Annotated in this window: 5 protein-coding genes; 2 read left to right on the forward strand and 3 right to left on the reverse strand. The window is 58.7% G+C overall.

Annotated features, from left to right (window positions below; genetic code table 11):
* The first annotated feature begins 346 nt into the window (after positions 1-346).
* On the forward strand, positions 347-1,333 hold the full coding sequence (locus tag QZ302_RS08285; RefSeq protein WP_294594377.1) for an iron ABC transporter permease: 987 nt from the start codon (positions 347-349) through the stop codon (positions 1,331-1,333).
* Entirely contained in the window at positions 1,333-2,124 is a 792-nt protein-coding gene (locus QZ302_RS08290; RefSeq protein WP_294594379.1) for an ABC transporter ATP-binding protein, read from the forward strand. Before QZ302_RS08285 ends, QZ302_RS08290 begins: the two co-directional genes overlap by 1 nt.
* A 60-nt stretch (positions 2,125-2,184) precedes the next feature.
* Here the strand turns inward: QZ302_RS08290 and QZ302_RS08295 are convergent, their stop codons facing one another.
* Genes QZ302_RS08295 through QZ302_RS08305 form a run of 3 tightly spaced genes read right to left on the reverse strand, consistent with a single transcriptional unit; the run spans position 2,185 to position 4,920 of the window.
* Positions 2,185-3,174 (reverse strand): DUF4349 domain-containing protein, encoded by a 990-nt coding sequence (locus tag QZ302_RS08295; protein WP_294594381.1) that lies wholly within the window; start codon positions 3,172-3,174, stop codon positions 2,185-2,187.
* The gene (gene mazG, locus QZ302_RS08300) at positions 3,171-3,971 is read right to left on the reverse strand and encodes a nucleoside triphosphate pyrophosphohydrolase (RefSeq protein WP_294594383.1); all 801 of its coding nucleotides are present in this window, start codon (positions 3,969-3,971) and stop codon (positions 3,171-3,173) included. The genes QZ302_RS08295 and mazG overlap by 4 nt, the downstream gene beginning before the upstream one ends.
* Positions 3,964-4,920, reverse strand: a complete 957-nt coding sequence (locus QZ302_RS08305; protein ID WP_294594384.1) for a glycosyltransferase family 2 protein — start codon at positions 4,918-4,920, stop codon at positions 3,964-3,966. The genes mazG and QZ302_RS08305 overlap by 8 nt, the downstream gene beginning before the upstream one ends.
* Positions 4,921-5,570: the final 650 nt, after the last annotated feature.

Below are 5,570 nucleotides of genomic sequence, written 5' to 3' on the forward strand. Positions count from 1 at the left end.
TCGGCCCGCGCGGCTCAGAGAGCCGCAGTGATGCAATTTAAATGCAGGGTTGGGTGGTCAGTTACTTAGGGTAGTTCCAGCCCATTGCCCACCGCGAGCGGCACCCCCGTTTATTACGAGAGGCAGCGCAACTGAAAACCGTAGGCACGGTAATCAGTGCTGCCGGGACGGAGCCATGTGCCCCCGAAAATCAAGTTCAGGCCACTGCTCCCACTGGTTGTGGAAGACCAGGCGTAACCTCCGCTACCCCCGTGGCCCGGTGTGCCATCCGTGCGATCGCGGTAGCCCGGGGCGAAACGCCGCAGCCCCGAGTCCTTACCCGACAGAAAGATAGAACCGAAGAACGTTGAGAACGAAATTTATACTCCTCATTGTACTGCTCGTCGCACTGTTCGGAGCCGATGTGGTCGTCGGTTCGACCGGGCTGTTGTGGCCCTTCGGCGCCGGTCGGGACGACGTGGCGTGGCGGATTCTGTTCGACTTCCGGCTGCCCAAAGCGACTGCGGCATGGCTGGTCGGGAGCGCGCTGGCCGTGAGCGGTCTGCTGATGCAGACCGTCTTTCGGAATCCTTTGGCAGGGCCTTACGTGCTGGGCGTCAGCTCGGGAGCGAGTCTTGGCGTGGCGCTTTTTCTGCTCGGAGCGCCCGTGCTCGGCGGCCTCGGCGTGGCGCGCGATCTCGGAACGGCCGTGGCTGCATGGGGTGGAGCAGTGGCGGTGCTGGTCGTCGTGATGGCCGTTTCGGCCCGCATCAAGGATATTATGGCCGTGCTGATCCTCGGGATGATGTTCGGCAGCGGCGCCGCGGCGTTGGTCGATGTCTTGCAGTATTTCAGCAGCGACAGCGCGTTGAAAGGGTTCGTCATCTGGTCGATGGGGAGCCTCGGCGGGCTGTCGCACGCCCAGCTGCTGATTCTCGCTCTGTGCGTCGGCGGAGGGATGCTGCTGGCCGTTCTTTCCGTGAAACCGTTGAACCTCTTGCTGCTGGGCGACGGATACGCCCGGAGTATGGGGGTCTCGATCCGGCGGGTGCGGACGGTGATTTTTTTTGCGACCTCGTTGCTGGCGGGCGGCGTGACGGCTTTCTGCGGGCCGATCGGGTTCGTCGGCATCGCCGTGCCGCACCTGGCCCGGATGTGCTTTCGGAGGGCCGACCACCGGATCCTGCTGCCCGCTTCGATGTTGATCGGGGCCGATCTGGTGCTCTTGTGCGACCTCTTGTCGCAACTGCCGGGCACCGATCTGATCTTGCCCATCAATACGCTGACGGCGCTGGTGGGGATACCGGTGGTGGTCGCTGTGGTGGTCAATAACAAACGCGGGAGGATGATGTAATGGGGCTCGAAATCGAATCGCTCACCCTCGGTTACCGACCGAAGCGGAAAGAGGAGCGCATTTTGCAAACGGGGTTGACGCTGCGGGCCGGGGAGGGGAAGATCGTGGCCCTGCTGGGCCGGAACGGGGTCGGAAAGAGCACCCTCCTGCGGGTCTTGGCCGGTGTGCGGGCGCCGTTGGGCGGATCGGTGTCGTTGGACGGTGAGGAGTTGTTGCGGCTCGCTCCGGCGGAACGGGCCAAACGGATCGCCTTTGTGACCACGGAGTCGGTGACGGTGGCTCACTTGCGTGTGTACGAGGCGGTGGCTATGGGGAGAGCGCCGTATACGGGGTGGTTCGGATCGTTGTCGACGGAGGATGAGCGGCGGGTGGCCGAGGCATTGGAGCAGGTCGGGATGACCGCCTTTCGCGAGAAGACGCTCGACACGCTCAGCGACGGAGAACGGCAGCGGGTGATGATTGCGCGGGCCTTGGCGCAGGACACGCCGGTGATGCTGCTCGACGAACCGACGGCTTTTCTCGACCTGCCGAACCGGTATCACACCGTTCTGCTGTTGAGGCGGCTGGCGCATCGGACGGGCAAGATCGTCGTTTTTTCGTCTCACGACCTGTCGGTGGCGCTCCAGTTGTGCGACGTGTTGTGGGTGATGGGGCGCGACGGAGTGGAGGCGGGTGCGCCGGACGAGTTGTTGGCGAACGGAGCGATCGGGCGGATATTCGGTGATTTGCCGCTGCATTGCGGGGCCGACGGAACGATTCGATGGACGGTTCCGTTCGGGGATGGGGAGTAACGCGAACGCCGGCTGTCGTGATAAACGACAGCCGGCGTTCGCATTTGCCGTAAAGCGGCATTATTGTTTTTTCTTGCGGCAGAATCGTTTCCGGCACCACAAGACGCCCCACACGATCGCTCCCCCCAGAATCAGCCACCAGATGTGGAACAGGAACAACACGATGATCCGCAGTACGCTGAGGCCGCGCGACAAGGCTTGTCCCGCCTCCTTCCAGAATCCCGGACGGTAGGGCTGCACCTCGTCCGACTGCGGAAGTACCTCGTTTCGAACCGTTTCGCGCTGGTAGAGGTGCAGCGTCACGGTGCTGAACCGGATCCGGTCGTTCAACCGCCGGAGCTGCAACGCGGCTTCGTCTCCTTCGAGCGTGCGTTTGAACGTCGCCTCCGTAGCGGAGTCTGTCCGAGGCCGCCGGTTCGAATCCGATACATATTTCTTATATCGTTTGTCGGTTTGTTGCCGCCCCTGCCAGTCGAGCGTTACATCCTCCGCTTCCATCTTGCGGTAATCCAGAAAGTCGATGTGGTTCGAAACCAGCTGCAATACCGTGTCCAGCCGTTCGCTCGGCACCCGGATCTTCATCCGGCACGAGAGCCGATGCGTGGTGGTCTCCAGGATCGAATCCCGACTGAGCGGTGTCGTTCGGGTCGAAAAGACCGAATTTTCCATATTGCTGCTCTCTACGAAGCCCCCCTGTTGCCGCACGATCTCTTCGATCGAGTAGATCGAGGTGGCCAAGTGTTTGACGCGGAACTTCATCGTCGCCGTGCGGACGAACCGCCGCGAGCTGTCCGATGACGCCACCGAACCCGCGGCCAGCAGCTCCCGCCACTCCGCTTCGCCCTTGTTTCGGCCCGCTCCGGACGGAGTACCTCCGTAGACGGCATCGGCAGCGTTCGTTATCCCCTCGTCCTCCGGCAGGTCGACCTCTTCGACCTCTACGGCAGCCTCTTCCTCGTGCAGGTCCGAGGAGCTGCCGTGCGATCCGCAACCCGGCAAGCCGAGCAGGGCCGTTGCGCTTATCCAGAGCAGAATCAACCGTTTTTTCATAACGTTTCGTCGTTTAGGTGTTTGGTCTTCGCCTCGTTCCAGTATCGCTCCATCTCATCCGCCGGGAAGTCTTGTAAAGATACGCCTTTTTCCTTGGCTTTGTGCTCCATGTATCCGAAGCGGGCCATGAATTTCCGGTTCGTCCGCTCCAGCGCCAGGTCGGGATTCACCCCGTACAGCCGCGCGGCGTTCACTACCGAAAAGAGCAGGTCGCCGAACTCCGCCTCCAACCGATCGGCATCCGCACCCTCTATTTCGGCCTGAATCTCCTCCGTCTCTTCCCGCACCTTTGCCCACACCTCCTGCCGTTCGTGCCAGTCGAATCCCACCGTCGCCGCCTTCTGCTGAATCCGGCAGGCCTTCGGCAAGGCAGGCATCCCCTTCGGCACCCCCGCCAGAATCGTCTTGTTGCCGTCTTTCTCTTTCTGCTTCAGCACCTCCCAATTCTGCACCACCCGTCCCGCATCGGCCGCCACCGCCTCGCCGTAGACGTGCGGGTGGCGGTAGATCAGTTTTTCGCAGAGCGCCGTCGCCACGTCGCCGATGTCGAACCGCCCCTCCTCCTGTGCGATCCGGGCGTAGAAAACGATGTGCAGCAGCAGGTCGCCCAACTCCTTCTTTATATATAGAGGATCGCCCTCCACGATGGCGTCCATCAGTTCGAAACACTCTTCGATGGTGGCGTTCCGCAACGAGAGCATTGTCTGCTCCCGATCCCACGGACATTTGACCCGCAGTTCGTCCATAATGTCCAGCAGCCGTCCGATGGCGGCCAGCTTTTCTTCCCGGCTATTCATGATCTCTTTTGGTTGTGTGTCTGTTTTCGCGTGTTTGTCGGCCCTGTTTCCAAGCCGCCGCATTGATTTCTGCCCATTCGGCGTACCGTTCTCGTTTCGCATGGTTGCCCGTGAGTCGTCCCCACGCGGCGTGCAGCCGGTATCCTGTTTGGGCGAGCCGATATGCCCATCGGGCATGACTCGTTCCGTGTACTTTATTATAATAGATGTATTTCGACTCTTGTATCCGTTGAAATTTGGTGTTCGGCACCGTGCACGATTGTCCGGCCAGGTGAATGATCCGGGCCTGAGGTACCGACCAGACCTCGAATCCGCTCCGCCGGATACGCACGCAGAGCTCGATGTCTTCGTAGTACATGAAAAAGTCGGGATCGAAAGCCTCCCGGTTTTTCAAGGCGGCTCTTCTGACCATCAGATCCGCTCCCACGATGTATCCGACTTGCCGCGGCTCGGACGTGTGGTTGAACCAAGGCTCGTTCGGCCACAGACGCCGCTTGATGAAGGCGGGCAATTCCCAGCCGAGTCCGTGCACGGAGGCGAACGATCGATTGGGTGCGGTTCCGTCTGCGCGGAACAGGTTTCCGCCCGCTACTCCCGCTTCCGGACGGTTGTCCAGAAATTCCGCCAGAATGGCCGGCGCATCGTTGAGCAGTACGGTATCCGAGTTGAGGAAAAAGAGGTATTCCGCTTCTCCGAAACGTTCTTCCAATACCTTCACGCCCAAATTGTTGGCGTGTCCGAAACCGAGATTCTCCCCGGCCTCCACGCAAACGACCTCCGGAAATTCACTTCGTACCATCTCGGCCGATCCGTCCGTCGAGCCGTTGTCCACCACCGCCACCCGGATTGTCTCCTCGCCCCCGTGCGATAGGTAGGTAGCGAGTGATTGCAGGCAATTCCGCAGGAGCGCGCACGTGTTATAGTTGACAATGACGATTCCTATTCGCATCGGTTGTTGTTTTTTGATACTCTATATCGGTTTGGGTATAAGAGTACTACAAAGCTACGGAAAAAAAGAATTCGAAAAAATATTCGAAAATGTTTGCAAAGACCGGAAAGGTGATTACCTTTGCATCCGCAAAAGAGAGGAGGTGCGTGGGATGGTGGGGTGGTAGAAAAAAGTGAAAAAGTTTTTGCAGAATTGAAATTTTGAATTACCTTTGCAGTTCGTTTCGGAAGTTTTTCCGGCGGACGCAATAAAGTTGCTGTTTTTTCGTTTGTATTCATTCGGGAGTTTCCGGAAGCGAACGTGAAAATATGAAGACCTGAAAAGGTCAAAAGTTCATTGAAGTATTGCAGTTGTAGTACAAGTTTAGGAGCCAGTAATGGCTCATCACCTAGAGATAGGTGGGAAAAAAGCTTAGTCAATAAAAGAAACAGGTAGTAAAGAAACCGGAGCACAGGAGACGGTTCGGAGGGTGTCGTCAGATGCTTTCCGCCGCTCGGGGGCAAGGTTTGGATGTCTGAGGGTGTTTTTAGGAATACCGCAGATATTTCAGCTAAGTTTCCCGAGAGGTATAATCGTCAGAAAATTTTCATTTTTTACAATGGAGAGTTTGATCCTGGCTCAGGATAAACGCTAGCGGCAGGCCTAACACA

The sequence above is a fragment of the uncultured Rikenella sp. genome (genome assembly GCF_910579375.1).
Taxonomy (GTDB): Bacteria; Bacteroidota; Bacteroidia; order Bacteroidales; family Rikenellaceae; genus Rikenella.